Here is a 23,448-nt window from a genome sequence, read left to right on the forward strand (position 1 = left end):
TCCGTCGCGGTTCACCCCATCAGTGGCAGGTTTCCGGACAAGTCGCTGCGTTCGCCACTGGCCAGCACCCGGCCGTCCTCGACCGCGTCCGCCCAGGTCAGGCGGCCGGTGGCGAGGCGGATCCAGGTCCTTGGGTCGGTCTCGACCACGTTGGGCGGAACGCCCCGAGTGTGCCGGGGGCCTGTGACGCACTGCACTACGGCGAACGGCGGGACGCGGACCTCGACCGAGTGCCCGGGCGCCCGGGTCGCCAGCGCGTCGGCCAGCGCCCGCACCACGGTGCCCAGCGCCTGCCGGTCGTGCGGGAACGGTTCGCCGATGGCGCGTTCGAGGTCGTCCGCGTGCACGACGCCTTCGATCAGGCGGGTCACGAGCATGTCGGCGACGCGCATCGGACCGATCCGGGTGACGGTGACCCGGGTGTCCGGGACGCCGTCGAGGGCGGCGATCGCGGCGTCCGCGTAGTCGGCGGGGGTGTGGCCGGCCTCGGCCATCTCGTCGGCGATGGAGGAGACCACGGCGGCGTAGGCGGAGGTGCCGTTCGCCCACTGTTCGACGGTGATCACCGGGCCGGTCGGGGCGGGCTCGGCGAGCCAACGCGGTACCGCCTGGATGCTCGCGGCCAGGTGTCCGACCAGGTTGGCGGTGGACCAGCCGGTCAGGCCGGAGGGAGCGGCCAGTTGGGCCGGGGTCAGCCGGGCCGTGACGTCCACGATCGCGCGCCACTGCGCGATCAGCGCGGCACGCACCTTGACCGGGTCGACCTTGCGAGGGCGGGGGGCGGCGGGACGGCTCGTCATGGGTGCAGATTAGAGCGCGCGACCGAGCGCGGGTAGCCGATTCGTTTCTGCACAGATTCGGCTCCGGGCCGCCCGGGCCGACCGCCGAATCGTGACGCTGGGCCCATGAGCAATTACGGGGATCCCGGCCGGGTCGACACGATCGCGGCCGAGTTGGCGGCGGCGAGCGAGCGGGTGCGGCCCGGGCCGATCATCGCGACCGATTGGCAGGGCGGCGCGGCGGACGCCTTCGCGGTCCGCGCGCAGACGTGGCGGCGGGAGTGCGCGGCGACGGAGCCGGCCGTGCTCGCCGTGGTCGAGGCGCTGCGGGCGCACGCGGCCGCGATGCGGGCCGCGCTCGCCCGGATCGCGGCCAACGAGCGGGCCGCCCGGGAGGCGGCCGGGGCCGGCCCGCACGAGCGGTTTCCGGCCGACGGCAGCGCGGCCTGGCTGGACGAACGGTGGGCACCGCGGTGACCGCCGGGTTCACCGCGACGCCGGGTGCGCTGGTGGCCCTCGCGGGCCGGTTGCGGGCGGTCGCCGGCGAGATGTGGGCGCTGCGCGAGCGCGTCGCGGCCGTCGACGTGGCGACGAGTCGGCCGCTGGCTCCGCAGACCTTCGAGGCGGTGCGCGCCCGGCTGCGCGAGGCGGTGGAGACGCTGGATCGGGCCGAGCGCACCGGGGTGGACCTGGCCGGCCGGCTGGTCGAGAACGCGCGGGCGTACGCGGAGGTGGACGAGGTCGCGGCGACCCGACTGCTCGACCTGGCCGCGCCGGCCACCGCTCCGCCGCCGGCCGCCGCCTCGGTCCGCGTCGCCGAGCCGCCGTTCGCGCTGCCCGAGGCGTACGACGGACCGGTCACGGTCCGGCCGATCGGTCGCGGCGCGGGCATCGCCCGGGTCACACCGGTCGCATCGGCCCCACCCGTGGCACCGGTCACCCCGGCGGCCCCGGACGGGGACGAGATCGTGGCCCGCGCGAAGCGGTGGGCCGACCTGCGGCTGGGCTACAGCATGAGCGGGCTGCACGACGGCTACCGCACGGACTGCTCGGGGCTGGTCTCGATGGCCTGGGGGCTGTCGCCGCCGGGGCTGACCACGGTGACCCTGCCGGAGGTGTCCCACCCGATCGGCCGGGACGACCTGCGGCCCGGCGACATCCTGCTGAACCCCGCGCCGGGGGCGGCCGGACACACGCTGATCTTCGCGGGCTGGGCGGATGCGGCGCACACGACCTACTTCGCGTACGAGGAGAGCGCCTCGAAGGGCGCGCACCACGCCACCGTGCCCTACCCGTACTGGCCCGGCCACGGTACGTTCCGGCCGTACCGGTTGGGGACGTAGTGGCCGCGGGCGCACCGCGGGGCGGGGGGTGGGGCGATGCGCCTCGGGACGAGGTCCGGCACGCACGTGGGCACGGGCCCCGCCGCCGCACGGCGCCCGGTCCGCGTCGCGGTGATCGTGCGCAGGACGCTACTGCTGGGATCGGCCCTCGTGGCGTTGCCCACGTGGCGGATCGCGGCGGCCAACCCGTGGAACCTGGACGTGTTCGACCGAGGGATCCTGATCGGCGGGGTGGTTCCGGCCGCGTTCGGATTCTGCCTGATCGGGATCGAGGTCGCGCTCACGTTCCGCGGCTTCTTGGTCCGCGTGGCGGCACTCGGCCTCGCGTTCGTGGCCGGGCTGGTGATGGCCCTCGGCGCCGTGGTCGCCGTGCTCACCCGGGACGACCGCCCGGCCGGAGAGGTCGTGGCGGTATCGCCGGACGGCCGGATTCGGGCGGTGCGGGTGGACGAAGCGGCCTCGTACACGATCGAACCGAACTACGACCTGGACATTCGCCTCAGTGCCGGGCTGAACCGGAGCACGAGCATCCTGCGCCAGTGCGAGAGCCGCAGGGCAACGATCACGAGCGTGCGCTTCCTCGACAACCGCACGCTGGAGTACACCCCGTCGCGGGGGGCGCCGGTGCGCGTGAGCTTCGATCGGAACCTGAACACCGAGGAGCGGAAGTGCCCGTGAGGGGTGCACGAGGCACCCCGCACGGGCACAGGATGTCGCCGATCAGCCGAACAGACCCTCGAGGGTCCCCTCGTGGGCGGTGCGCACCTCGCTCAGCGCCACCGTGAAGTGGCCCTGGAAGTCGAGCGTGTCGCCGTCGACCACGCCGATCCGGGCGCACGGCAGACCGCGCACCTTGCACATGTCGCTGAAGCGCAGTTCCTCGCTCCGCGGCACCGCGACGATCGCCCGGCCCGCCGACTCGCTGAACAGCGCGACCGTCGGGTCGAGGTTCTCGGCCAGCACGACCCGGGCACCGTGGCCACCGGCCAGGCACGCCTCGACCAGCGCCTGGGCCAGGCCGCCGTCGGCGAGGTCGTGCGCGGCGTCGATCATGCCGTCCCGCGAACCCGCGATCAGGATCTCGGCGAGCAGCCGCTCGCGCTCCAGGTCGACCCTCGGCGGCAGGCCGCCGAGGTGGTCGTGGGCCACCTGGGCCCAGGCCGAGCCGGAGAGCTCCTCGTGCGTGTCGCCCAGGAGCAGGATGATCTGCCCCTCCTCGGCGAAGCCGATCGGCGTGCGCCGCTCGACGTCGTCGATCACGCCCAGCACGCCGACCACCGGCGTCGGGTGGATCGCCGTCTCGCCGGTCTGGTTGTAGAACGACACGTTGCCGCCGGTCACCGGCGTGCCCAGGACCTGACACGCGTCCGCGAGACCACGCGTGGTCTCGGCGAACTGCCACATCACCGCCGGGTCCTCGGGCGAGCCGAAGTTCAGGCAGTCGGTGACGGCCAGCGGCTTGGCACCGGTGGTGGCCACGTTGCGGTAGGCCTCGGCCAGCGCGAGCTGTGCGCCGGCGTACGGGTCCAGCTTGCAGAAGCGGCCGTTGCCGTCGGTGGCGAGCGCGACGCCCAGGCCGGTCTCCTCGTCGATCCGGACCATGCCGGAGTCCTCCGGCTGGGCCAGCACGGTGTTGCCGAGCACGTACCGGTCGTACTGCGCGGTGACCCACGACTTGTCCGCCAGGTTCGGCGACGCGACGACCTTCAGCAGGGTGGCCTTGAGCTCCTCGGCCGTGCCCGGGCGCGGCAGCCGCTCGGCGGCGTCCGCCTGGAGGGTGTCCTGCCACTGCGGGCGGGCGTACGGGCGCTCGTAGACGGGGCCCTCGTGCGCGACCGTGCGCGGCGGCACGTCGACGATCTGCTCGCCGTGCCAGTAGATCTCCAGCCGCTCGCCCTCGGTGACCTCGCCGACGACGGTGGCGATCACGTCCCACTTGTCGCAGATCTCCATGAAGCGGGCCACGTGGGCCGGCTCCACGACCGCGCACATGCGCTCCTGCGACTCGCTCATCAGGATCTCTTCGGGCGAGAGCGTGTGGTCGCGCAGCGGAACGGTGTCCAGCTCGACCCGCATGCCGCCGGAGCCGGCCGAGGCCAGCTCGGAGGTGGCGCAGGACAGGCCCGCGCCGCCGAGGTCCTGGATGCCCGCGACCAGGTGCTCGCGGAACAGCTCCAGGGTGCACTCGATCAGCAGCTTCTCCTGGAACGGGTCGCCGACCTGGACGGCCGGGCGCTTGGCCGGGCCGGACCCGCCACCATCGTTTTCGGTGAAGGTCTCCGAGGCCAGGACCGAGACGCCGCCGATTCCGTCGCCGCCGGTGCGGGCGCCGTACAGGATCACCAGGTTGCCCGCGCCGGACGCCTGCGCGAGGTGGATGTCCTCGTGCTTCATCACGCCCACGCACAGGGCGTTGACCAGCGGGTTGCCCTGGTAACAGGGGTCGAAGACGATCTCGCCGCCGATGTTGGGCAGGCCCAGGCAGTTGCCGTAGCCGCCGATGCCCGCGACCACGCCGGGCAGCACGCGCCGGGTGTCGGGGTGCTCGGCCGCACCGAACCGCAGCGGGTCCATCACCGCGACCGGGCGGGCGCCCATCGCCAGGATGTCGCGCACGATGCCACCGATGCCGGTCGCGGCGCCCTGGTAGGGCTCCACGTAGGAGGGGTGGTTGTGCGACTCGACCTTGAAGGTCACCGCGTAGCCCTGGCCGACGTCGACGACGCCGGCGTTCTCGCCGATGCCCACGAGCATCGCGTCGTTCTCGGGCATCTTGTCGCCGAACTGGCGCAGGTGCACCTTGCTCGACTTGTACGAGCAGTGCTCGGACCACATCACCGAGTACATCGCCAGTTCGGACGAGGTCGGCCGGCGGCCGAGGATCTCCCGGATGCGCGCGTACTCGTCCGGCTTGAGGCCGAGTTCGGCGAAGGGCTGCTCGACCTCGGGGTGGTCGAGCGCGTTCTTGACGGTGTCCAGGCTCATCAGGCGTTCACCAGGCGCTTCAGGATCGAGGTGAAGAACGGGAGGCCCTCGGTCGTCGGACCGGTCAGCGGCTCGACCGCGTGCTCGGGGTGCGGCATCAGACCGACCACGTTTCCGGCGGCGTTGCTGATACCGGCGATGTCGCGACGCGATCCGTTCGGGTTGACGTCGAGGTATCGCGCGATCACGCGGCCCTCGGCCTCCAACATGTCCAGGGTGCGCTCGTCGGCGACGAAACCGCCTTCACCGTTCTTGAGCGGAACGGTGATCTCCTGCCCCTGCGCGAAGTCCGACGTCCATGCGCTGGACACGTTCTCGATGCGCAACTTTTGGTCACGGCAGATGAAGTGCAGGTGGTCGTTGCGGGTGAGCGCGCCCGGCAGCAGGTGGGATTCGCAAAGAATTTGGAAACCGTTGCAGATGCCCAATACCGGAAGGCCGGCCTGTGCCTGCTCGATCACCGATTCCATGACCGGCGAGAAGCGCGAGATCGCGCCGCAACGCAGGTAGTCGCCGTACGAGAATCCACCGGGCAGGACGACCGCGTCGACCTGCTGGAGGTTCTTGTCCTTGTGCCACAGGGCGACCGGCTCGGCACCGGCGATACGCACCGCGCGCCGGGCGTCGCGGTCGTCGAGCGAGCCGGGGAAGGTGACGACGCCGACGCGGATCGTCACTTCCCCTCCTCCGCCTCGACGCGGACCACGAAGTCCTCGATCACGGTGTTGGCGAGGAACGACTCGGCGGCTTCGCGGATGCGGGCGAGGGCGGCCTCGTCGACCGGTCCCTCCAGCTCCAGTTCGAAACGCTTGCCTTGGCGGACGTCGGTGATTCCGTCGAATCCCAGACGCGGCAGCGCGCGCTGCACGGCCTGTCCCTGGGGGTCGAGGATTTCCGGCTTGAGCATGACGTCGACGACGACGCGTGCCACAGGCACTCCCACTGTGATGGTTCGGGCCGGTCCGTATCCGGGATACGGGGGTTCGGACCCTGCTGCTGGATCGGGTCGGTCGACGCCGGGACCCGATGGATCGGCGGTATCAGGGTACCGGCCGCCTCCGGGGGACCGCCCCGACGCCAAGTTATCCACAGCTTTGGGGTTGTCCACAGGCAGGTTCGGCAGGTCTCGATGTTAATAAATCGTCTCGAAACGGGCAATGTGCCCTACCCCGCCCCACTCGACCGCGGATGCGGCCGAATGTTGTCCACAGGCTGTGGATGCCTGCTCGGCCGACGGACGGACACGCCCACCCGCGCGCGGCGAGAGGAATATCTCGCGTATCGTGAAAACGAATCGCCGACCGGTAAATTAGCGCCTACCGAACCGAAGAACAGCGGACCACACCGCAACGGTTCGCGTTTAGCGCTTAGAATCGGCAATGTAGTTTTGTTTTTCGCCTCGGTGCTATCACCCGAGAGGACACCGCCATGGCCCAGCGTGTAGTCGTCAGCCTGCACGACGACATCGACGGAAGCGAGGCCACGGAAACCATCCGTTTCGGCCTCGACGGCAAGTCGTATGAAATCGACCTTTCGGAAGAGCACGTTCAGCAGATGCGGGATGCCCTGGCTCCTTATCTCGCGGTCGCGCGGCGAACCGCGCGCACGGGAAAGCCGTTCCGTCAGACCACCGTCACCTCCGACCCGGCGGCGGTGCGGGCCTGGGCCCGAGCACGCGGCATGGACGTGCCCGCCCGCGGGCGCATCCCGGCTCGCGTGTACGCGGAATTCGAGGCCGCCAACACCGCCAACTGACGGCACCACCCTCCCGGCATCCGGCGCGATCCACGTCCGGCCGGGCCTTCCGGCCCCCGTCCTGCGCCAGTCGGCAGGACGGGGATCGGGACCCCACGGAAGAACTTTTCCGGCAAAGCCGGACATCTGTAGCGATCCGACTCCGGAGCGTACTTGGCACCTCCCGGGGTCCTATAGAGTTCTCTTGCACCCGGGAAACCGGGGAACACACGCAGGCGTAGCTCAGTGGTAGAGCGCCCCCTTTCCAAGGGGGAGACGCAGTGTTCGATTCCTGTCGCCTGCTCTGCTCGACCCCTCGAACCGAGGTTGGTGGCAACCACCTCCGCGGATCGGGTAGGGTTGGGACACAACGCGGGGCCGAAACCCCGAGTCGTGCGGACGTGGCTCAGTTGGTAGAGCATCACCTTGCCAAGGTGAGGGTCGCGAGTTCGAATCTCGTCGTCCGCTCCATGAGAAGGCCGGATCACCCAGGTGATCCGGCCTTCTTGCTGTGCGCATACGGCAGCTCCCGGGCCCGCGGGGCCGGGCATCCGGATGCCCGGCCCCGCGGGTGTGCCGGGACACGACACCGCCGGGCCCCGGCAGGAGCCCGGCGGTGATCGGGTGCGGTGCTCAGGCCCAGCGGCGGCCGGTCAGTCGCTCGTACGCCTCGACGTACTTCTCGTGCGTACGCCGGACGACCTCCTCGGGCAGGGCCGGCGGCGGGCTGTCCGCCGCGCGGTCCCAGCCGGAGTCGGGCGAGGCCAGCCAGTCGCGCACGTACTGCTTGTCGAAGGACGGTTGGGCGTGCCCGGGCTCCCATTCGTCGGCGGGCCAAAAGCGCGACGAGTCGGGCGTGAGCACCTCGTCGGCCAGCACGAGCCGGCCCTCCGGGTCGAGGCCGAACTCGAACTTGGTGTCGGCCAGGATGATCCCGCGCTCGCGGGCGATGTCCCGGGCCCGGCCGTAGACGGCCAGCGTGGCCTGGCGCAGCGTGGTGGCCAGCTCGGCGCCGTGGTGCTCGACGACGTAGTCGTACGACACGTTCTCGTCATGCTCGCCGACCTCGGCCTTGGTGGCCGGGGTGAAGATCGGCGCGGGCAGTTCGGAGCCGTCGGTCAGGCCCTCGGGCAGCGCGATCCCGCATACCGTGCGCGCCTCGCGGTATTCCACCAGGCCGGAACCGGCCAGGTAGCCGCGCGCGACGCACTCGACCGGCACCATGTCCAGGCGCCGGCACACCAGCGCACGGCCGGCCCAGTCGGCGGGGGCACCGGCCGGGACCTCGGTGGAGATCACGTGGTTGGGATACAGGTCCGCGAGCAGTTCGAACCACCACAGCGACATGCTGGTGAGGATCCGACCCTTCTCCGGGATCTCCGGGTCCAGGACCCAGTCGAAGGCCGACATCCGGTTGCTCGCCACCATCACGAGGTTGCCGTCGGTGTCGGTGTACAGATCACGCACCTTGCCGGTGTGGATGTGGGTCAGGCCGGGAACCTCGACCGGCTCGGGCTTGGTGACGAATCCGCTCACTGAAACCAGCACTTTCTCGGGTCGTGGGCTCGCCGCTTCTGCGCCGGGGCGAGGCGAGCCGAGTCTTTCACGACCCCCGTCGGGGCCGGAATGTGCCGGCCCACCGCCGGACACGGCCTACGCGGCGGAGCCGCCCGGGTGGACCGGTTCCCGGGTGGGGATGCCGATGCGGGCCAGCCACGTGCGCAGCGGGGCGTCGTTGCCCTCGTCGACGGCGCGGGTGATCAGGGTCGCCAGGTCGACCGCCCGGCCGGCTCCGTCGACCAGGACCGGGCCGTCCAGCCAGTCCACCGCCGGCCGCATCCGGCCGGTGTCCAGGGCCGCGCACGCGACCACCGCGAACAGGTGGTCGGCGGCCCTGCGCCGGCCCTCGTCCGGGTCCCGGCGCAGCCCCGCCAGGGCGTCGTCGACCGGGGCCGCGAAGGCCGCTGCCCGGGCCCGCCAGACCGGCTCGATGACCGCCTGCGGGTAGTCCGCCCAGCGGACCGGGTCCGGGGTCGGGTTGTCCGCGAAGATGCCCGCCGCCAGGCGGGAGATCTCGCCGTCCATGGCGTCCGGGTCGGTGAGCAGGTCGCTGGCGGGCCGCTCGGTCAGGCGCGCACCGAACGCGTTCGCGAGCTTGTCCCGCCGGGACAGCTCGGTCAGTGCCGACACCACACCCGCCATCAGCGCGTCCGGCCGCCGCCCGATCGTCCAGGCGGGGGCCGCGAGGCGGGTCAGCAGCCGGTCCCAGCCCGCGTAGGCCAGACCGACCTGTTCGTGCGCGGCGGCCCGCAGCTCCGGCTCCAGCGGGATGGCCAGGGCCGCCGCGCCGACCGCGATCTCGCGTTCCATCAGCTCGGCGTGGCCCTGGCACAGGCCCAGCAGTTGGCGGGCGAACGCGCGGGAGACGCGGCGGGCCGGGCGCAGCGGGAGCGGGCCCAGTGAGCGGCGCACGTCGGCGACGGCGTCCAGCCTGCGCACCCAGCGCCGCGCACCCGCGACGGCCGGTTCGGCCGATGCCTCGGTGCCCGCCACGACCGGGGCGAGCAGGGCGCGCAGTTCACCCTCTCGCAGCCACCACAGGAACGGTGCGCCGATCACCAGCACGGTGCGCCGGGCCCGTCGGGGGTCGGGCTCCAGCCAGCTGTCGCATTCGGGGCACAGTCGGATGCCGTCCGGCATCGGAACGTGCAGCTCCTCGGCCAGTTCGCGGACCATCGTGTGCAGCTCGGGGGCGTCCCGCGCGCTCAGCGTGATCGCCGGGACGCCGGTCCTGCGTACCAGCGCGAGATCGAGCGCGACCCAGGCGAGCACGGCCACCAGGGCCACCGCCGAGGCGGCGAGCAGCGTTCCCGGCGCACTCGCGCCGAATGTGCGCGAGGCGCCGTACAGCAGCAGGCCGGCGGCCGTAAGCGCGGCAAGGACGGCGCCGTTGCGCACCCACAGCACCGCGCGCGCCCGCGCGCGCGCCTCGGCCAACGCCAGTGGTTCGGCCGACTCGCCCACACGCATCGCCCTCATCCGATCCTGGATCCGGGGATCACTCGTCCGGGTCGTCGGTCACGACCCGCGGTGCTCGCACGATAATGCGACGAGTTCGGGTGTTCAGCCCCTTCGGGCCGAACACCATCCCTGCGAGTGAGATCCGGGGCCGGACGGCTGTGTGTGTTCGAGCCGACCGGTGACGACTGCAAACGGCCGAATTCAGCTGTTCGCGACCCCGCCGGCGACGCTGATCTCGCCCCGGATCGCCTTGGCCGCGATGTCGGTGCGGTGGTGCGAGCCGGGCAGGCCGATCAGCGCGACGCCCTCGTACGCACGTTCGCATGCCTGTTCCAGGGTCGCCCCGGTGCCGATCACCGAGAGTACCCGGCCGCCGGAGGACAACACGTCGCCGGCCTCGCCGCGGCGGGTGCCGCCGTGCAGGACGTAGGTGTGCGGGAGCTTGGCCACCTCGGCCAGGCCCTTGATCGGGTCGCCGGTGCGCGGGGTGGCCGGGTAGTTCTCCGCGGCGATCACGACGGTCACCGCCGCGCCCTCGTGCCAGCGCAGCGGCTCCAGCTCGCCCAGGCGGCCGGTGGCGGACGCGTGCAGCACGCCCGCCAGCGGGGTGGCCAGGCTCGCCAGCACGACCTGGGTCTCCGGGTCGCCGAAGCGGCAGTTGTACTCGATCACGCGCGGGCCGCGCGAGGTCAGCGCCAGGCCGATGAACAGCACGCCGGAGAACGGGGTGCCGCGGCGGCGCATCTCGTCCACGGTGGGCTGGGCGACGGTGCGCACCAGGTCTTCGGTCAGGCCCTCGGGGGCCCACGGGAGCGGGGTGTAGGCGCCCATGCCGCCGGTGTTGGGGCCGGCGTCCTGGTCGCCGACCCGCTTGAAGTCCTGGGCGGGCTGCAGGGCCACCACGTCGTTGCCGTCGCACAGCACGAACAGCGAGACCTCGGGGCCGTCCAGGAACTCCTCGATCACCACGCGGTCGCAGGACGCGGCGTGCGCGCGGGCGGCCTCGATGTCGTCGGTGACCACGACACCCTTGCCGGCGGCCAGGCCGTCGTCCTTGACCACGTAGGGCGGCCCGAACGCGTCCAGCGCGTGGTCGGCCTCCTCGGGGGTGGTGCACACGTAGCTGCGCGCGGTGGGCACGCCGGCCGCGGCCATCACCTCCTTGGCGAACGCCTTGGAGCCTTCCAGCCGGGCGGCGGTGCCGGACGGGCCGAAGCAGTCGATGCCGCGGGCGCGCACGGCGTCCGCGACACCGGCGACCAGCGGCGCCTCGGGGCCGACGACGACGAGGTCGACGCCGAGCCGTTGCGCGAGGTCGGCCACGTCCCCGGCGTTGAGGGCGTCGACCTGGCGCAGCTCGGCCACCTGGGCGATGCCGGCGTTGCCGGGCGCGCAGTAGACGGCGGAGACCGCGGAGTCGAGGGAGAGCGAGCGGCACAGCGCGTGCTCACGGGCACCGCTGCCAATCACGAGGACCTTCACACCGGCAGCCTAGTGCCGTGCGCCGGCAGGGTTTGACCCGGCGCGGTGTCCGGTGCGGTGCCTCGGTGTGCCGCCGGAACGTTCTCGTACCGGAGTACTCGGACGTTTCGGCGGTGCGGCGAGGGGCCGTGCCGGGCGCCGCGCCCGGGGTGAACCCTGCCGGCGCACGGCACCGGTGGGGTGCGGCACGAGCACCGAACTCAGGCGAAGACCACCATCGCGCCCAGGGTCACGCTCTCCTGCGCCGCGGCGTACAGGGTCGCCCACACGAAGCGCTCGCGGGCGAACGGCGCTCCGTCGTAGGTGGGCGTGGGTCGGGGCGGGTCGAGCAGGTCCACCCCGATGTAGGGGGCGAGGTCCTCCAGCTCGCGCAGCATGCCCAGGCTGGAGCCCAGCGGCCCGCCGTCCTCGGGCAGCGGGTCGTCCATCAGCGGCTGCGGGAAGTCGATCGGCAGGTAGGCGCCCGCGTGGTCGTAGTGCCAGACCAGGTGGGAGAACTGGGCGGCGGCCTCGAAGGTCTCCAGGAGCCGGTCGTAGTCCTCGCCCAGCCGCTCCACCGGGGTGACCGGGAACCCCGTGCGGTGCAGCAGATAGGCGCGGCGCAGGTAGTGCAGCGATTCGTGGTCGAACGCGCCGGCCAACCGCACCTCTGCGGTGCCCGGCTGCCACGTGCGCACCGGCACGGCAGGCAAGCCGTTGCCGACGAGCGCGGCGTCGTAGGCGGCCAATTCGTCGCGGAACGGATTCTCCGGGTTGTGACACAGCGCGTCCACCAGCGGAACGAGCCAGACGTCGCAATCCACGGTGCAGCTCCCGGTCTTGTCGGTGCGGGTGGCGGGTCAGGGCGCCACCGTACCGTCCTGGGGCGGGGCGATCGTCAGCGCGCGTCCGCGAGTTCGCGGGCGAGCCGGCGGCCCACCGAGGTGTAGTCGCGCATCAGGGCCATCGCCGCCTCCGCGTCGCGTCGCGCGACCTTGTCGGCGAGTTCGCGGTAGCGGCCCCAGCCCGACGCGGTCGGCGGGGCGTCGCGCAGGTAGGGAACGATGTACATCCAGGCCTGGACCCGGAGCACGGCGAGCACGTCCGCCAGTCGGCGATTGCCGCTCCAGCGCCCGAGTTCGGCGAAGAAGCGGCGATCGAGCAGGGCCACCTCGGACACGTCGCCGTTCCATCGCGCGGCGTCGAGCCGATCGCCGAGCGCACACAGCGCGGGCATCGCCTCCTCCGGCGCGGTGCGCGCGACCCGGCCGATCAGCGGGACGCCGAGCAGTCGACGGGACTCGACGATCTCGGCGAAGTCGGTCCAGGTGAAGGTGCACACCTGGAAGCCGCGGTGGTGGCCGCCGAGCAGCAGGCCCTGCGCGGCCAGTTGGATCAGCGCCTCCCGTACCGGAGTTGCCGAGACGCCGAAGCGTTGCGCGGTCTCGTTGACGGTGAGCGAGGTACCGGCGGCGAGCCGCCCGGTCACCAGGTCGTCACTGAGCACCTCGGCGATCTCCTGGCGCAGGCTGGTTCGCCGCAACGGGGCGCCTGCGCCGATGGGATCGGCCGAGCCGAAAAGCAGGCCGCCGTCTAAAACACTGCCCTGTGCCGACTGCACGCGGTCTCTTCCCGCCGGCCGTCGGCGCCGTCGCGCCGACGGGCATCCGTCCGATCAAGTCGATCGCGTCGATCATATGAACGGATATCCGATTTGGGGAACAACGTGCCCATCCGATTTCGCCCGCGACGTCGGGAGTTCGACCGCCGGATCCGCGAACGACCGGCCCGCGGAGGCGGAAAGAGCCGTACCCGCACCGGTCGGGGTGCGGGTACGGCTCGTTGCGAAGCTCCGAGCGGGACCGCCCGAACCGGTCGGGCGGATCCTCAGGAGGGGTCAGCGGGTGCTCACGCGCAGAAGGCGTCCGCGACGGTCAGCGCCTCGTCCAGGATGGCCAGGCCCTCCTTGACCTCGCCCTCGGTGCTCGTGCACGGCGGCACCACGTGGGTGCGGTTCATGTTGACGAACGGCCACAGGCCGCGGGCCTTGCACGCCGCGGTGAACTCGTTCATCGGCTGCGCGGCCGGGCCGGCGGCGTTGTAGGCGACCAGCGGCTCGCGGGTCTCCTTGTTCCTGACCAACTCGATCGCCCAGAACACGCCGAGGCCGCGGACCTCGCCGACGCTCGGGTGCCGCTCGGCCATCGCGCGCAGTTCGGGGCCGATCACGCTCTCGCCGAGCCACTTGGCGTTCTCGACGATCTTCTCCTCGCGCATCGCGGTGATCGTCGCGACGGCGGCGGCGCACGCGAGCGGGTGACCGGAGTAGGTCAGGCCGCCGGGGAAGGGGCGCTCGCGGAAGGTCTCGAAGATGCGGTCGGAGATGATCACGCCGCCGAGCGGGACGTATCCGGAGTTGACGCCCTTCGCGAAGGTGATCAGGTCCGGGGTGATGCCCCAGTTGTCCACCGCGAACCACGCACCGGTGCGGCCGAAGCCGGCCATCACCTCGTCGGCGATGAAGATGATCCCGTACTTGTCGCACAGCGCCCGGACCCCGGCAAGGTAGCCGGCCGGCGGCACCAGGATGCCGGCGGTGCCGACCACGGTCTCCAGCACGATCGCGGCGATCGTCTGGGCACCCTCGAACACGATGGTGTTCTCCAGGTGCGCCAGCGCGCGCTCGCACTCCTGCGCCTCGCCGTCGGCGTGGAAGGCGGAGCGGTAGGCGTAGGGGCCCCAGAAGTGCACGATGCCGGACACGCCGGTCTCGTTCGGCCAGCGGCGCGGGTCGCCGGTCAGCGCGATCGCGTTGGCGGTGGCGCCGTGGTACGAGCGGTAGGTGGAGAGCACCTTGTGCCGGCCGGTGTGCAGGCGCGCCATCCGGATCGCGTTCTCGTTCGCCTCGGCGCCGCCGTTGGTGAAGAAGACTCGGTCGAGGTCGCCGGGCGCGAGCTCGGTGATCAGCCGGGCGGCCTCGCTGCGGGCGTCGTTGGCGAAGGCCGGCTGGATCATGCACAGCTTGTCGGCCTGCGCCTTGATCGCCGCGACGACCTTGGGGTGCTGGTGGCCGATGTTGGTGTTGACCAGCTGGGACGCGAAGTCGAGGTATCGGTTGCCGTCGTAGTCCCAGAAGTAGGAACCTTCGGCACCCGCGACCGCCAGCGGGCTGATGAGCCCCTGTGCGGACCAGGAGTGGAAGACGTGGGCGCGGTCGGCGTCGTAGACGGCCTTCCCGGCCGCCGGGTCCAGAGTGCTCATGCGGCCACCCTACGGCCGGACAAACGCCGCTCCACCCGTCAGGTTGTCAACGATCACGGGGCCCGGCCGACAGTGTGTCGGCCGGGCCCCGCATCGTGTCCTCGGCCCCTGCGAGCCGCCGCCTGCCCGCTACTTGCCGCGGAGCAGGCTGTTGATCTCGATGGTCTGCGTGCGGCCGGGGCCGACGCCGATCGCCGAGATCGGCGCGCCGGACATCTCCTCCAGGGCGCGGACGTACGCCTGCGCGTTCTTCGGCAGATCGTCGAAGCTCTGCGCGCCGGTGATGTCCTCGGTCCAGCCGGGGAGCTTCTCGTAGATCGGCTTCGCGTGGTGGAAGTCGGTCTGCGACATCGGCAGTTCGTCGTGCCGCACGCCGTCGATGTCGTACGCGACGCAGACCGGGATCTCCTCCCAGCCGGTCAGCACGTCCAGCTTGGTCAGGAAGAAGTCGGTGAGCCCGTTGACCCGGGTCGCATAGCGCGCGATGACCGCGTCGAACCAGCCGCAGCGCCGGTCGCGACCGGTGGTCACCCCGCGCTCGTGGCCGATCCGGCGCAGCGCCTCGCCGTCCTCGTCGAAGAGTTCGGTCGGGAACGGTCCGGCACCCACGCGCGTGGTGTACGCCTTGAGGATGCCGATCACGCCGGTGATCTTGGTCGGACCGATGCCCGATCCCGCGCACGCGCCGCCCGCGGTCGGGTTGGAGGACGTGACGAACGGATAGGTGCCGTGGTCCACGTCCAGCAGCGTGCCCTGGCCGCCTTCGAGCAGGACGACCTTGCCCTGGTCCAGGGCCCGGTTCAGGACCAGCGTGGTGTCGGCGACGTACGGCTTGAGCTGCTCGGCGTAGCCGAGGTATTCCTCGACCACCTCCTCGACCCGCAGCTCGCGGCGGTTGTACATCTTGACCAGCATCTGGTTCTTGTCCGACAGCGCGCTCTCGACCTTCTGGGTCAGGATGCCGACGTCGAACAGGTCCTGGACGCGGATCCCGACCCGGTTGATCTTGTCGGCGTAGGCCGGGCCGATGCCGCGCCCGGTGGTGCCGATCCTGCGCTTGCCGAGGAACCGTTCCGTCACCTTGTCGAGAGTGCGGTGGTACGGCGTGATCAGGTGCGCATTGCCCGAGATGAGCAACTTGGAGGTATCGATGCCGCGTTCGACCAGGGTGCTGATCTCGTGGAGCAGCACCCCCGGGTCGACCACGACACCGTTGCCGATGACGGGCGTGCACTCGGGCGTGAGGATGCCGGAGGGCAACAGGTGGAGGGCGTACTTCTGATCGCCGATGACAACGGTATGGCCGGCATTGTTGCCGCCCTGGTACCGGACCACGTAGTCGACGGATCCGCCGAGCAGGTCGGTAGCCTTCCCCTTGCCCTCGTCTCCCCATTGGGCGCCGACGAGTACGAGTGCGGGCATGAGGCGTACACCCCTTCCAGGCGGGGCATGTTTGACAACGGGAGCCCCGGACGGTCCAAGCCCCTTGACGCGGTGCGCGGCAAGGGGCTCTTGCGGGGAGAGGTTACCTGAGGAAGGACGACCGGTGTCGGCCGAGCGCTCGCTGCTCGTGATCACGGACCCTGCGGCTCGCTCGGCGGACGGCGAATCCGTCCGGGTCGCGCTCGATGTTCTGCGGGCCTGCGCCCCCAGCAAGATCGTCATTCCCACGGACACCGCCGACCTGCAACGCGCACTCGCGCGGCGGGGCCGTCGGCGTGTCGTGGTGATCGGCGGGGATGCCGGAGTGCACGCCGTGGCGCGGTTACTGGATCGCGCGGGCGAGCTCGGCGACACGCCCCTGGGCATCGTCCCGGTGGACACCGGACGCGGCCACGGACTGGCCGAGGCACTGGGCCTGCCGGCCGAGCCCGCCAAGGCCGCACGGGTGGCCCTGGGCGAGAACGAACGTTCCTTCGACCTGATGTCGGACGATCTGGGCGGGCTCGCGCTGCGCTCGGTCCGGATCGGTCACGGCGTGCGCTCGACCCGTTCGGCGCCGGCACGGCCGACGCTCGGGCGCGGCTGGCGCATGCTGGTCGACCACGCCGTGCGGACCGTGTCGAGCACCGTCGGCGCGGCGGTGGGGCCCTCGGGTCACCGGCTGCGGATCGAGGCGGACGGGTGTGTCGTTGCCGACATGGATCGGCCGGTGTTGTCCGTGCATCTGGGTTGCGACGGCTCGGTGACACCGGGGCCGAAGATGACGGAAGTCACGTCGAACGGGTCCGACGGCACCGATGGAATGAACGGGACGAACCGGACGAACGGTGCCAATGGCGCACACGCCCTCCAGGACGCGGACGTCGCGGACGGCGTCGGTACGGCGAGTGTGATGATCACCGGGCATCCGGGAGCCGCCCGGTTCGGCGCGGCCCAGGCCCGTGACGCACTGGTGCAGTTGCGCGCACACGAAATCACGGTGTGCGGTCGCGACTTCACCTACGCGGCCGACGGCATGGCGACCGGACCGGTCCGTCTGCGCACCTGGACGGTGCGCCCGACCGGATGGCGGCTGTTCGTACCGGCGTAGCCGCACACCGCAGCCGCGGGCAACCGGCTTCCGGGACCGCGGCCGAAACGCCGGCCGGGCCGAAAACATTCGGCCCGGCCGGCCTTCGAGGCCACCTCGGCCGCAGGCCGGGTCCGACTCAGCCTTCGAGCGCGTCGGCACCGGCCGGGCTGCTGTCCCGCAGGAAGATCGTGCAGCGCGAGTACTCCTCCTCCTCGCCGATGGCCCCCGCCGCCCGCGCCAGCGCATGCAGCGAGCGCAGGAAGCCGCGGTTCGGCTCGTGCTCCCACGGCACCGGGCCGTGGCCGCGCCAGCCGGAGCGGCGCAGTGCGTCCAGGCCGCGGTGGTAGCCGACCCGGGCGTAGGCGTAGGACTCGATCACGTTGCCCTTGGCGAACGCGTCGTCGGCCAGGTCGGCCCACGCGAGCGAGAAGGTCGGGAACTTCGCGGCCACCTCGGCCGGCGGCACTCCGTCCACGAGCAGCGCCAGCGGCTCGGATTCCTCGGGCAGATAGGTGGGGTCGGGTCCGCCGAAAAGGTTCTGATCGATGGTCATGGTCCCCATGATTGCCCATCACGGCCGATCGCCCGTCACGACGCGAAGCCCGCGACCTCGTGGTCGCGGGCTTCGACGGGACGGGTGCGGCCCGGCGCCTGCTGCTCGAGCCGGGGCCCGCTACTTGAGCCGGGTGCCCGCGGAGCGCAGGTCCTGGCAGGCCACGACCACGCGGTCGGCCATCCCGGTCTCCGCCGCCTTGCCGTACGAACGCGGGTCGTACAGCTTCTTGTTGCCGACCTCGCCGTCCACCTTGAGCACGCCGTCGTAGTTGCGCAGCATGTGGTCCACGACCGGGCGGGTGAAGGCGTACTGGGTGTCGGTGTCGACGTTCATCTTGACCACGCCGTAGTCGAGCGCCTCGCGGATCTCCTCCAGGAGCGAGCCCGAGCCGCCGTGGAAGACCAGGTCGAACGGCTTCTCCCGGCCGTACTTGGCGGCGACCGCGTCCTGGATGTCCTTGAGGATGCTCGGACGCAGCTTGACGTTGCCCGGCTTGTACACGCCGTGCACGTTGCCGAACGTCGCGGCCAGCATGTAGCGGCCCTTCTCGCCCAGGCCGATCGCCTCGACCGTCTCCAGCGCGTCGGCCGGGGTCGTGTAGAGCTTGTCGTTGATCTCGTTGTCGACGCCGTCCTCCTCGCCGCCGACGACGCCGATCTCCAGCTCCATGATGATCCGCGCGGCGGCGCACTTGGCGATCAGCTCACGGGCGATCTCGAGGTTCTCGTCGAGCGGCACGGCCGAGCCGTCCCACATGTGCGACTGGAACAGCGGGTCCCGACCCTTGGCCACGCGCTCGGCCGAGATGTCGATCAGCGGGCGCATGAACCCGTCGAGCTTGTCCTTGGGGCAGTGGTCGGTGTGCAGGGCGATGTTCACCGAGTACTTCTCCGCGACCACCTTCGCGTACTCGGCGAACGCGACCGAGCCCACGACCATGTCCTTGACGGTGGTGCCGGACAGGAACTCCGCGCCGCCCGTGGACACCTGGACGATGCCGTCGCTCTCCGCCTCGGCGAAGCCGCGCAGCGCGGCGTTCAGGGTCTGGGACGAGGTCACGTTGATCGCCGGGTAGGCGAATCGACCGGCCTTCGCCCGGTCGAGCATCTCGGCGTAGACCTCGGGAGTTGCGATGGGCATGCGTCTGCTCCTCGTTGCTCAGCCAAGCGGTGATATGAGGGTTTTCGGACACGGACGGCCGTATCCCCGCTTGCCGCCCATCCTGGCAGACCGCTCCGGACGACACCGCATCCCGTCCTCCCCGTTCGGGGGAGCGAATGCAATATCTGACGAAGCGTCAGGTCGATGCGGCCGGGCCGCACCGGGCTCTGGGGATACCCGCGGGGAGCGGCACCGGCCTTCGCGGCGCCCTGGTCGCGGTTCGTCCTCGGTTCTTTGTCCACAGCCTCCCCAGTGGTCGCGTTCGTCATGCACACCCGGAACTTCGGGTGGACACGCAACCTGTCGGCCCCCGGGACGTCACCAGGACACAGGCTGTGCACGGAGGGTGGGGGCGGTCTCATGACAGCGAAGGGGGCGGCGGGGCTGTGGCGCTGCTGAGCATGCCGGCATTCGGGGGCGACCAGTCGTCCGGCTCTCCGTCGGAGAACGCGACGGCGCCGGAGGCACCACGTCGGTCGCGATTTCGAATCCTGCGCGGCGGCGGGGAACCGCCGGCCCGCCCGACGTTGACCGAGCTGTATCACGCCCAACGGCTCGGCATGGTCCGGCTGTCCATCCTGCTCGTCGACGACCTCGGCACCGCGGAGGATGTCGTCCAGGACGCCTTCACCGCGCTGTACCGGCGCTTCGGCGAGGAACTGGAGGACGTCGACAACGCGCTGGCCTACCTGCGCACCTCGGTGGTCAACCTCTCCCGCTCGGTACTGCGCCGCCGGCGTACCGCCCGTGCCTACGTGCCCCCGCACGAACCCGACGCCTCCTCGCCCGAGGACGCGGTGGTCCTGTCCGAGGAGCACCTGCGGGTGCTCGGGGCGGTGCAGCGTCTGGCTCCGCGACAGCGCGAAGTGCTGGTGCTGCGTTATTGGTCCGATATGACGGAGGCCCAGATAGCCGAGACCCTCGGGCTTTCCCGTGGAGCGGTGAAGTCCACGGCAAGCCGTGCCATCGACGCCCTCGAAAAACTCATGAAGGACGAACAGTCGTGACCGAACGCGATGCGCGCGACGAATCGATGGAGGATCTGCTGCGCGCGGCCCTGGCCTCGCGCGCGGACTCAGTCACGCTCGGCTCGCTGCGACCGCCGGGCCCGCCCACGTCGAACGAGGATCGCCGGAGTCGGGTCGGGAGGATCGGCATCCCGCTCGCGGTGCTGGCCGCCGTGGCCGCGGCCTTCGGCGGGGTGTCCCTGATCGGCGCGCCGGAGCACACCGCGGGTGCGCCCGCGAACCGGCCGATGTCGGTGAGCGCACTGCCGACCACCCCGGAGCCCACCGCGGTGTCCCTGGCGCCGCCGCTCGCGGCGACGTCGCCGAGTGCGCCCGGGACCACGGCTCCCCCGTCGGTGCCGGACTCGGAGCCGCCGGACGAGAGCACTCCGTCGAGGACGCCCCCGACGCGCGCCGGCACGCCGAGCGTGCCGACGAGCACCCGGCCGCCGAGCAAGTCCTTCGGGGCGCAGGCGATCAGGGTCGCCGTGCCGTCCGGGTGGCGTGACCGGCCCGGCACTCCCCTGAGCGACGGCACGCTTTCCAGCCGCTGCTTCTCCGCGCCCGTGACGGGGGACGTCAAGTACCCCTGCGATCTCGACTCCGCGCGGATCCTGGTCGGCCGGGTCGGCGATCCGGACGTGTGGAGCTACGCGAAACTGCTGGACGTCTCCGCGTACAACTACGCCACTCAGCCGTTGTGCGCGAAGGATGGGCACCTGTTCCCGATGGACAGCACGGAGACGATCACTCCCGAGGTGGTGACCCGGGAGAAGCGCACGGTCGGTGGGCACGGCGCGGAGTATCGCGTGGTCTCGGTGACCTGCAAGGGCGGTCAGGACTTCAGGGTGCGCACCTGGTCGATGCCGGATCTGGGCATCGAGATCTTCGCGACCAGTGCCGGGCCGAAGGCGGACACCGACATCGACCACGTGGTCGCGTCCGTGGACCTGTCGGGCTTCAAGCCCCGCACGACCGGCTGATCCACGCCGCCGACCGGACAAGACCACACCGCACCCACGGCACGCACCGGCGGCGGCGCGTGCCGTGGGAATGTGCCGTGCGTGCGTGCCGTGGGGGTGGTCAGTGGCCCTCGGCCACCTTCTGGGCCGCCTTCCTGGCCGCGACCAGGATCGGGTCCCACACCGGCGAGAACGGCGGCGCGTAGCCGAGGTCCAGGGAGGTCATCTCCTCGACCGACATCCGGTGGGTGAGCGCGACCGCCGCGGTGTCGATCCGCTTCGCGGCGCCGTCCCGGCCGACGATCTGCACGCCCAGGAGCCGACCGGTGATCCGCTCCGCGATCATCTTGACCTTCATCGACCGCGCGCCCGGGTAGTAGCCGGCCCGGCCGGTGGACTCGATGGTCGCGCTCACGAACTCGTAGCCCGCGGCCGCCGCGTCCTTCTCGCGCAGCCCGGTCCGGCCGATCTCCAGGTCGCAGACCTTGCTCACGGCGGTGCCGACCACGCCGGGGAAGGTCGCGTAGTCGCCGCCGATGTTGGTGCCGATCACCCGGCCGTGCTTGTTCGCGTGGGTGCCGAGGGCGATGTGTTGGCGCCGACCGGAGACCAGGTTGAGCACCTCGACGCAGTCCCCGCCCGCCCAGATGCCGTCCGCGGTGACCCGCATCCGCAGGTCGGTGCACAGACCACCGCTCGCACCCAGCGGCAGGCCCGCCTCGCGGGCCAGTTCGGTGGCGGGACGCACACCCAGGCCGAGCACCACGATGTCCGCGGGAAAGCGGCCGTCGGCGGTCAGCACGGCACTCGCGCGACCGTCCACCACCTCGATCCCCAGCACCTCGGTCTCGGTCACCACCTCGATGCCCAGACCCTCCATGGCCTCCTGGACCAGCGCGCCCATGTCCGGGTCGAGCGTGGACATCGGGTGCGCCGAGCGGTCCACGACGGTGACCCGCAGGCCCTTGCGGACCATCGCCTCGGCCATCTCGATGCCGATGTAGCCGCCGCCGATCACCACCGCCGTACGGTGCTCGGGAGCCAGCCACCCGGTCAGCTCGCGGGCGTCCTCCAGCGTCTGCACGCCGTACACGCCGGGCGCGTCGATGCCCGGCAGCGGCGGCCGGATCGGCACCGCGCCGGTGGCGAGCACGAGTTGGTCGAAGCCGATCCGGTCGGCCCGTCCGGTGGCCAGGTCGCGGACCGCGATCTCGCGCCGATCCAGGTCGAGCCCCTCGGCCTCGACCCCCATCCGCAGGTCTATCCCGCGCTTGCGGTGCTCCTGTGGCGTGCGCGCGATCAGCGCGTCCGGGCCGTCCACCTCGCCGGACACCAGATACGGGATGCCGCACGCGGAGTACGAGGAGAACCGGCCGCGCTCGACCACGACGATCTCCAGGTCGTCCTCGGCGCGCCGGCGCCGGGCCTGGGACGCCGCACTCATTCCGGCGGCGTCGCCGCCGATCACCACCAGCCGCTCGATGCCCACGTGCTACCCCTGACTCTGTGTGCGTGCGTGTGTCCGTGTGTGCCCGGGCGCGGGCGTCCGCCCACACCGTTCGTCGTCGGCCCGGCCCACGATTCCCGCCGGCAAGGTCCCGACCCGGTAATGATGCGCGGTTCGGGACGGGGACGGGTGACGAGGCACGCTTCGCGCGGACTACCCTCCAGAGGTGGAATTCCAAGCTGTCAACGTCCTCGACGCGACGTCCCTCATCTCGACGTTCGGACTCATCGGCATCCTCGCGATCATCTTCGCGGAGACGGGTCTGCTGGTCGGGTTCTTCTTCCCCGGCGACTCGATGCTGTTCCTGGCCGGCGTCGCCGCGTCCTCGTCGGCGGAAGAGATCGTCGGCACGTCCATCTCGCTTCCCTGGTTGCTCCTGGGCGCACCGCTGTGCGCGATCGCCGGCGCCCAACTCGGCCACTTCCTCGGCGCCCGGTTCGGCACGAAGATGTTCAACAAACCGGACTCCAAGCTGTTCAAGGCCGAGTACGTGACCAAGGCCGAGGAGTACTTCGAGAAGTTCGGCCCGGCCAAGGCGGTGCTGCTCGCCCGGTTCATCCCGATCGTCCGCACCTTCCTGAACCCCGTCGCCGGCGTCCTGGAGATGCCCGCGCGGACGTTCTTCCTGTGGAACGTCATCGGCGGCCTGGTGTGGACCGACGGAATCATCCTGCTCGGCTACAAACTGGGCGACACGATCGGCAGCAGTATCGACAAGTACCTGCTGCCGGGGGTGTTCGTCATCGTGCTGATCTCGTTGCTGCCGATCATCATCGAGGTCATTCGCAGCAAGCGGGAGGCGAAGCGCGAAGCGGCGTCATCGTCGTCGAGTAACTGAACACATACGCTGCGAAGCGGTGGTGCACCAATGGTGCACCACCGCTTTTCGTTGTCCGCGCCGACGCCTCGATCGGCCGAATTGAAATGCTCGGGCGTGCAACCTTTTCGCGTCGCCGTGCGTCGGGCCGGCGCACGACTATTACCCGGGGACGAAAACACCCTGCCCCCGGACGGGGACCGGGAGCAGGGTGGCTTTCGATGCGGCGTCCGCCCTCGGGTGGGACGCCGCTCCCGCGGGGCACGAGGCGCCGCAGGAGACCCGGACACGCTACGGGAGCGATACCGGCGGTGGTGTTGGCCGCCGGGTCGGACGGGG

At 71.3% G+C, this 23,448-nt stretch carries 22 protein-coding genes and 2 tRNA genes; 10 read left to right on the plus strand and 14 right to left on the minus strand.

Annotated features, from left to right (window positions below; translation table 11 throughout):
* Positions 1 to 11: 11 nt before the first annotated feature.
* Complete coding sequence (locus tag ACFZBU_RS42670) at positions 12 to 800, minus strand: sterol carrier family protein (RefSeq protein ID WP_391589178.1); 789 nt, start codon at positions 798 to 800, stop codon at positions 12 to 14.
* A 105-nt stretch (positions 801 to 905) separates the two neighbouring features.
* On the opposite strand from ACFZBU_RS42670, the gene ACFZBU_RS42675 reads away from it, so the two are divergent.
* The 3 genes from ACFZBU_RS42675 to ACFZBU_RS42685 are packed head-to-tail and all read left to right on the plus strand — an operon-like array spanning position 906 to position 2,800.
* Complete coding sequence (locus ACFZBU_RS42675; protein WP_391589179.1) at positions 906 to 1,256, plus strand: hypothetical protein; 351 nt, start codon at positions 906 to 908, stop codon at positions 1,254 to 1,256.
* Complete coding sequence (locus ACFZBU_RS42680; protein WP_391589180.1) at positions 1,241 to 2,122, plus strand: hypothetical protein; 882 nt, start codon at positions 1,241 to 1,243, stop codon at positions 2,120 to 2,122. Before ACFZBU_RS42675 ends, ACFZBU_RS42680 begins: the two co-directional genes overlap by 16 nt.
* A gap of 36 nt (positions 2,123 to 2,158) precedes the next feature.
* The gene (locus ACFZBU_RS42685) at positions 2,159 to 2,800 is read left to right on the plus strand and encodes a hypothetical protein (RefSeq protein WP_391589181.1); all 642 of its coding nucleotides are present in this window, start codon (positions 2,159 to 2,161) and stop codon (positions 2,798 to 2,800) included.
* 42 nt (positions 2,801 to 2,842) lie between these two features.
* On the opposite strand, the gene purL is transcribed toward ACFZBU_RS42685, so the two are convergent.
* Genes purL through purS form a run of 3 tightly spaced genes read right to left on the minus strand, consistent with a single transcriptional unit; the run spans position 2,843 to position 6,038 of the window.
* The gene (purL, locus tag ACFZBU_RS42690; RefSeq protein ID WP_391589182.1) at positions 2,843 to 5,107 is read right to left on the minus strand and encodes a phosphoribosylformylglycinamidine synthase subunit PurL; all 2,265 of its coding nucleotides are present in this window, start codon (positions 5,105 to 5,107) and stop codon (positions 2,843 to 2,845) included.
* Entirely contained in the window at positions 5,107 to 5,784 is a 678-nt protein-coding gene (gene purQ / locus ACFZBU_RS42695) for a phosphoribosylformylglycinamidine synthase subunit PurQ (protein ID WP_391589183.1), read from the minus strand. The genes purL and purQ overlap by 1 nt, the downstream gene beginning before the upstream one ends.
* Entirely contained in the window at positions 5,781 to 6,038 is a 258-nt protein-coding gene (gene purS / locus ACFZBU_RS42700) for a phosphoribosylformylglycinamidine synthase subunit PurS (RefSeq protein WP_391589184.1), read from the minus strand. Before purS ends, purQ begins: the two co-directional genes overlap by 4 nt.
* Before the next feature lie 497 nt (positions 6,039 to 6,535).
* On the opposite strand from purS, the gene ACFZBU_RS42705 reads away from it, so the two are divergent.
* The 3 genes from ACFZBU_RS42705 to ACFZBU_RS42715 all read left to right on the plus strand — a co-directional run bounded on the left by ACFZBU_RS42705 (position 6,536) and on the right by ACFZBU_RS42715 (position 7,312).
* The gene (locus tag ACFZBU_RS42705; RefSeq protein ID WP_126636576.1) at positions 6,536 to 6,862 is read left to right on the plus strand and encodes an Lsr2 family protein; all 327 of its coding nucleotides are present in this window, start codon (positions 6,536 to 6,538) and stop codon (positions 6,860 to 6,862) included.
* A 211-nt stretch (positions 6,863 to 7,073) separates the two neighbouring features.
* Positions 7,074 to 7,145, plus strand: a tRNA-Gly gene (locus tag ACFZBU_RS42710).
* Positions 7,146 to 7,236: 91 nt separating this feature from the next.
* A tRNA-Gly gene (locus ACFZBU_RS42715) sits at positions 7,237 to 7,312 on the plus strand.
* 162 nt (positions 7,313 to 7,474) lie between these two features.
* On the opposite strand, the gene ACFZBU_RS42720 is transcribed toward ACFZBU_RS42715, so the two are convergent.
* The 7 genes from ACFZBU_RS42720 to ACFZBU_RS42750 form a co-directional block, all read right to left on the minus strand.
* Positions 7,475 to 8,377: a phosphoribosylaminoimidazolesuccinocarboxamide synthase gene (locus ACFZBU_RS42720; RefSeq protein WP_391589185.1), complete on the minus strand. Its 903-nt coding sequence runs from the start codon at positions 8,375 to 8,377 to the stop codon at positions 7,475 to 7,477.
* A gap of 117 nt (positions 8,378 to 8,494) precedes the next feature.
* On the minus strand, positions 8,495 to 9,871 hold the full coding sequence (locus ACFZBU_RS42725) for a hypothetical protein (protein WP_391589186.1): 1,377 nt from the start codon (positions 9,869 to 9,871) through the stop codon (positions 8,495 to 8,497).
* A gap of 192 nt (positions 9,872 to 10,063) precedes the next feature.
* On the minus strand, positions 10,064 to 11,344 hold the full coding sequence (gene purD / locus ACFZBU_RS42730; protein ID WP_391589187.1) for a phosphoribosylamine--glycine ligase: 1,281 nt from the start codon (positions 11,342 to 11,344) through the stop codon (positions 10,064 to 10,066).
* A 200-nt stretch (positions 11,345 to 11,544) separates the two neighbouring features.
* On the minus strand, positions 11,545 to 12,147 hold the full coding sequence (locus ACFZBU_RS42735) for a hypothetical protein (protein WP_391589188.1): 603 nt from the start codon (positions 12,145 to 12,147) through the stop codon (positions 11,545 to 11,547).
* Positions 12,148 to 12,221: 74 nt separating this feature from the next.
* Positions 12,222 to 12,944: a GntR family transcriptional regulator gene (locus ACFZBU_RS42740; RefSeq protein ID WP_391589189.1), complete on the minus strand. Its 723-nt coding sequence runs from the start codon at positions 12,942 to 12,944 to the stop codon at positions 12,222 to 12,224.
* A 287-nt stretch (positions 12,945 to 13,231) separates the two neighbouring features.
* Complete coding sequence (locus ACFZBU_RS42745) at positions 13,232 to 14,584, minus strand: aspartate aminotransferase family protein (protein WP_391589190.1); 1,353 nt, start codon at positions 14,582 to 14,584, stop codon at positions 13,232 to 13,234.
* Positions 14,585 to 14,713: 129 nt separating this feature from the next.
* Complete coding sequence (locus tag ACFZBU_RS42750; RefSeq protein ID WP_391589191.1) at positions 14,714 to 16,006, minus strand: adenylosuccinate synthase; 1,293 nt, start codon at positions 16,004 to 16,006, stop codon at positions 14,714 to 14,716.
* A 124-nt stretch (positions 16,007 to 16,130) separates the two neighbouring features.
* On the opposite strand from ACFZBU_RS42750, the gene ACFZBU_RS42755 reads away from it, so the two are divergent.
* Complete coding sequence (locus ACFZBU_RS42755; protein ID WP_391589192.1) at positions 16,131 to 17,117, plus strand: diacylglycerol kinase family protein; 987 nt, start codon at positions 16,131 to 16,133, stop codon at positions 17,115 to 17,117.
* A gap of 118 nt (positions 17,118 to 17,235) precedes the next feature.
* Here ACFZBU_RS42755 and ACFZBU_RS42760 read toward each other — a convergent pair whose 3' ends face one another.
* Together ACFZBU_RS42760 and fbaA are read right to left on the minus strand one after the other, a co-directional pair.
* The gene (locus ACFZBU_RS42760) at positions 17,236 to 17,652 is read right to left on the minus strand and encodes a DUF3151 domain-containing protein (protein WP_391589193.1); all 417 of its coding nucleotides are present in this window, start codon (positions 17,650 to 17,652) and stop codon (positions 17,236 to 17,238) included.
* A gap of 120 nt (positions 17,653 to 17,772) precedes the next feature.
* Positions 17,773 to 18,795 carry a class II fructose-bisphosphate aldolase gene (gene fbaA / locus ACFZBU_RS42765; protein WP_391589194.1) on the minus strand — a complete coding sequence of 341 codons (1,023 nt, stop codon included), beginning with the start codon at positions 18,793 to 18,795 and terminating at the stop codon, positions 17,773 to 17,775.
* A 407-nt stretch (positions 18,796 to 19,202) separates the two neighbouring features.
* On the opposite strand from fbaA, the gene ACFZBU_RS42770 reads away from it, so the two are divergent.
* The gene (locus ACFZBU_RS42770) at positions 19,203 to 19,823 is read left to right on the plus strand and encodes a SigE family RNA polymerase sigma factor (RefSeq protein ID WP_391589195.1); all 621 of its coding nucleotides are present in this window, start codon (positions 19,203 to 19,205) and stop codon (positions 19,821 to 19,823) included.
* On the plus strand, positions 19,820 to 20,806 hold the full coding sequence (locus ACFZBU_RS42775; RefSeq protein ID WP_391589196.1) for a hypothetical protein: 987 nt from the start codon (positions 19,820 to 19,822) through the stop codon (positions 20,804 to 20,806). The genes ACFZBU_RS42770 and ACFZBU_RS42775 overlap by 4 nt, the downstream gene beginning before the upstream one ends.
* Positions 20,807 to 20,906: 100 nt before the next feature.
* Here the strand turns inward: ACFZBU_RS42775 and ACFZBU_RS42780 are convergent, their stop codons facing one another.
* Positions 20,907 to 22,274 (minus strand): FAD-dependent oxidoreductase, encoded by a 1,368-nt coding sequence (locus ACFZBU_RS42780; protein WP_391589197.1) that lies wholly within the window; start codon positions 22,272 to 22,274, stop codon positions 20,907 to 20,909.
* A 184-nt stretch (positions 22,275 to 22,458) separates the two neighbouring features.
* On the opposite strand from ACFZBU_RS42780, the gene ACFZBU_RS42785 reads away from it, so the two are divergent.
* Positions 22,459 to 23,130, plus strand: a complete 672-nt coding sequence (locus ACFZBU_RS42785; protein ID WP_391589198.1) for a DedA family protein — start codon at positions 22,459 to 22,461, stop codon at positions 23,128 to 23,130.
* Positions 23,131 to 23,448: the final 318 nt, after the last annotated feature.

Source organism: Embleya sp. NPDC008237 (assembly GCF_042956465.1).
Taxonomy (GTDB): domain Bacteria; phylum Actinomycetota; class Actinomycetes; order Streptomycetales; family Streptomycetaceae; genus Embleya.

Coding starts and splice junctions, on each gene's coding strand:
- ACFZBU_RS42670 (WP_391589178.1), bottom strand. CDS start 800: ATGACGAGCCGTCCCGCCGCCCCCCGCCCTCGCAAGGTCGACCCGGTC.
- ACFZBU_RS42675 (WP_391589179.1), top strand. CDS start 906: ATGAGCAATTACGGGGATCCCGGCCGGGTCGACACGATCGCGGCCGAG.
- ACFZBU_RS42685 (WP_391589181.1), top strand. CDS start 2,159: ATGCGCCTCGGGACGAGGTCCGGCACGCACGTGGGCACGGGCCCCGCC.
- purL (WP_391589182.1), bottom strand. CDS start 5,107: ATGAGCCTGGACACCGTCAAGAACGCGCTCGACCACCCCGAGGTCGAG.
- ACFZBU_RS42705 (WP_126636576.1), top strand. CDS start 6,536: ATGGCCCAGCGTGTAGTCGTCAGCCTGCACGACGACATCGACGGAAGC.
- ACFZBU_RS42725 (WP_391589186.1), bottom strand. CDS start 9,871: ATGCGTGTGGGCGAGTCGGCCGAACCACTGGCGTTGGCCGAGGCGCGC.
- ACFZBU_RS42745 (WP_391589190.1), bottom strand. CDS start 14,584: ATGAGCACTCTGGACCCGGCGGCCGGGAAGGCCGTCTACGACGCCGAC.
- ACFZBU_RS42750 (WP_391589191.1), bottom strand. CDS start 16,006: ATGCCCGCACTCGTACTCGTCGGCGCCCAATGGGGAGACGAGGGCAAG.
- ACFZBU_RS42760 (WP_391589193.1), bottom strand. CDS start 17,652: ATGACCATCGATCAGAACCTTTTCGGCGGACCCGACCCCACCTATCTG.
- fbaA (WP_391589194.1), bottom strand. CDS start 18,795: ATGCCCATCGCAACTCCCGAGGTCTACGCCGAGATGCTCGACCGGGCG.